3 protein-coding genes are annotated in these 2,442 nt (G+C 64.9%); 1 reads left to right on the top strand and 2 read right to left on the bottom strand.

The genetic code is table 11. From position 1 onward, the window contains the following. Nucleotides 1–276: 276 nt before the first annotated feature. Nucleotides 277–639 carry a hypothetical protein gene (locus tag AC5JJ1_RS15915; RefSeq protein ID WP_495786081.1) on the bottom strand — a complete coding sequence of 121 codons (363 nt, stop codon included), beginning with the start codon at nucleotides 637–639 and terminating at the stop codon, nucleotides 277–279. Between the two features lie 91 nt (nucleotides 640–730). After that, nucleotides 731–1,129, bottom strand: a complete 399-nt coding sequence (locus AC5JJ1_RS15910; RefSeq protein WP_495786080.1) for a RidA family protein — start codon at nucleotides 1,127–1,129, stop codon at nucleotides 731–733. 108 nt (nucleotides 1,130–1,237) lie between these two features. Here AC5JJ1_RS15910 and AC5JJ1_RS15905 point away from each other — a divergent pair, with 108 nt between their 5' ends. Next, a complete protein-coding gene (locus tag AC5JJ1_RS15905; protein WP_495786079.1) occupies nucleotides 1,238–2,206 on the top strand; it encodes a LysR family transcriptional regulator in 969 nt (322 codons plus the stop codon). Nucleotides 2,207–2,442: the final 236 nt, after the last annotated feature.

Here is a 2,442-nt window from a genome sequence, read left to right as displayed (position 1 = left end):
ACGTCCAGCAGGCTCAGGCTGAACACATAATAAAGCCAGACCGCGTGGCTGATGATCCCCGCCGGAAAACGGTACCCACGGCAGGTGGCGGGGTCTGAGGTCATCCCGTCAGACTGCCCCAGCTCGCTTGTAGGGACCACAACCCACCAACTTGCCAATGCACCAATACCGAGCGCGGCAACCTGACCCGGGCGGAGATGACGAGCGCTTCGAGTGATGCGCGGCAAACAAGATGGCGTACTCGTCGCGCTCCGTCGTCCCCAGCTTGACCCAGCTTCAGGTGTCCGCAGGAGCCCGCGCCAGCTTCCAGTGCGGGCATGTCACATACGCCGTCAGGGCGCCCTGCTGCTGAGCGCGGATCTCCACCGTCTCCCCTTTCGGCATGTAGACGATGTCGCCGGGTACGGCAGTCTTCTCGTCATCGTTCGAGGTGATGGTGAGCTGGCCTTCCAGGACGATCATCACATCGTCGACGGCCATCGTTTCATGCAGGCGCTGGTGGGGGCCATACCGGCCATAGCCAGTCGTCACCGGGCCCCCATGACGCTCATCGATCAGGTTGGCGGCGAAGACGTCTCCGTCCAGTCCGGGAGAGCGCTCAAAGGATGCGTCGGTTCGGGAGAAGACTTGTACCTTCATCAATGTTCTCCTTGCAAAAGGGTGGGATAGCTCACGCTGCGTCCCTTTCGGGCGCTGCCGCCGGCTTTGAGGCGTGCACTTACGGGCGGGGTCAGGCGGCTTGCGGGATACGCGCGACAACCTTGAGCTCGACGTCGAAGCCGGCGAGCCAGGTCACGCCGACCGCCGTCCAGTTTGGGTATGGCGGCGCCCCGATCGCACCCGCTCGGACCGCCATGAAGGTGTCGAACTGGGAGGCCGGATCGGTGTGGAAGCTTGTCACGTCGACAACGTCAGCGAAGCTGCATCCGGCAGCCGCGAGCACCGCGGCTAGGTTGGCGAAGGCGAGCCGGACCTGCTGTTCGAAGTCTGGCTCAGGGGTGCCGTCCTCGCGGCTTCCCACCTGACCGGAGACAAACAGAAAATCGCCGGAGCGGATCGCGGCGGAATAGCGGTGCTCTTCGTAAAGCGCGTGTCGGCGAGCAGGAAATACGGCTTGGCGTCCGGACATTGCAGGATCCTTTCAAATTGACGGGGTGGTTTCCCCTCGGCAGATCCGAGATAACTCCTGCTTCGGCGTGGGATAATCCCGGCCGGTGGCAAATCACTCGTGCGGCAAATGCAAGAACGGACACGGTTTCAATTTGAGCAGATCGACGCCTTTGTTGCAGTCGTCGAGCAGGGCAGTATCTCGGCCGCGGCGCGGGTGCTCGACCGCGATCCCTCCGTCATCTCGCGGCGGCTTGACGCCCTGGAGGCCCGGCTCGGGGTCCGGCTGCTATCTCGCACCACGCGGCGTATCACCCTGACGGAGGCCGGGGCCGCCTATCTCACCCGCGTCAGGACGATCCTCAGCGAGCTGTCGGCGGCGGACTCCGAGGCCGCCGAGGGCGCCGCTGCGCCCCGCGGGCTCCTACGCCTCAGTCTGCCAGCGACGTTCGCCAGGCGGTGGATCGCACCCTGGTTGCCGGCGTTCGTCGCTGCCTACCCTGACGTCCAACTCGAGCTGATCCACAGCGACCGCTTCGTGGACCTGATCGCGGACGGGTTCGATGCGGCGGTGCGCATTGGCGCACTGTCGGACAGCAGCCTTGTGGTGAGGCATCTGGCTCAGTTCGAAACCATCCTTTGCGCCTCACCGAGTTATGTCGCGCGCCAGGGCGTCCCGTCGCGGCCCGAGGATCTGGCGCAGCATCAGTGCCTTCGTTTTCCGAAGGAGGGGTTTCGACAAAGCTGGAAGCTGCGGAACGGCGACCAGCACATGACCCAGCGCGTGTCCGGCTCCATCGTCTCGGACGAGGGCGAGGGTCTGCTCGTGGCCTGCCTGGCCGGAGCCGGCATCCTGCCGGCCTCCGATTGGGAGATCGGGCAGGAACTCGCCGACGGTCGGCTCGTCCGCGTGCTCCCTGGCTGGCGTTTCGATGAAGACGGCGCAGTGCAGGTGGTGCTGCCCCCAGGCCGCCTCATACCTGCTAAGACCCGGGTCTTTGTCGACTGGCTGGTCAGGGACTTTGGCCCCGCCTTGCCGCCCTGGCTCCGCTGCAGCCCCACAGTTTTGGGACTGGCGGCTCCGGCCGAGTTGCGGTGAAACCCGCAATGATCAGGTCGAGCAGCTTGGCAGCCACCTTCTTCGGCTAAAGGCCAGGTCACCGTGTATATCGACGAGGAGCCTCGCGCTCATTGGATCGCAGCAAGGGTATGCTCGCTGCCGCTTCTGTGGTTACGCCGCTTGTGCGGCGAACTGGTACCCTACAGCGGGGTAGTACCGACGATGCCCCGTGCCTCCTCCCCCACCACACGGCGCAGCCAGGCGTTGCCTGGATC

The sequence above is a fragment of the Belnapia sp. genome (assembly GCF_059504005.1).
Note: the sequence above shows the minus strand (reverse complement) of the source record. Positions and strands in the feature narration are given on the sequence as shown.

Excerpts from the sequence above, each read along its gene's own strand:
- AC5JJ1_RS15915 (WP_495786081.1), bottom strand. The coding sequence starts at position 639 with ATGAAGGTACAAGTCTTCTCCCGAACCGACGCATCCTTTGAGCGCTCT.
- AC5JJ1_RS15910 (WP_495786080.1), bottom strand. The coding sequence starts at position 1,129 with ATGTCCGGACGCCAAGCCGTATTTCCTGCTCGCCGACACGCGCTTTAC.
- AC5JJ1_RS15905 (WP_495786079.1), top strand. The coding sequence starts at position 1,238 with ATGCAAGAACGGACACGGTTTCAATTTGAGCAGATCGACGCCTTTGTT.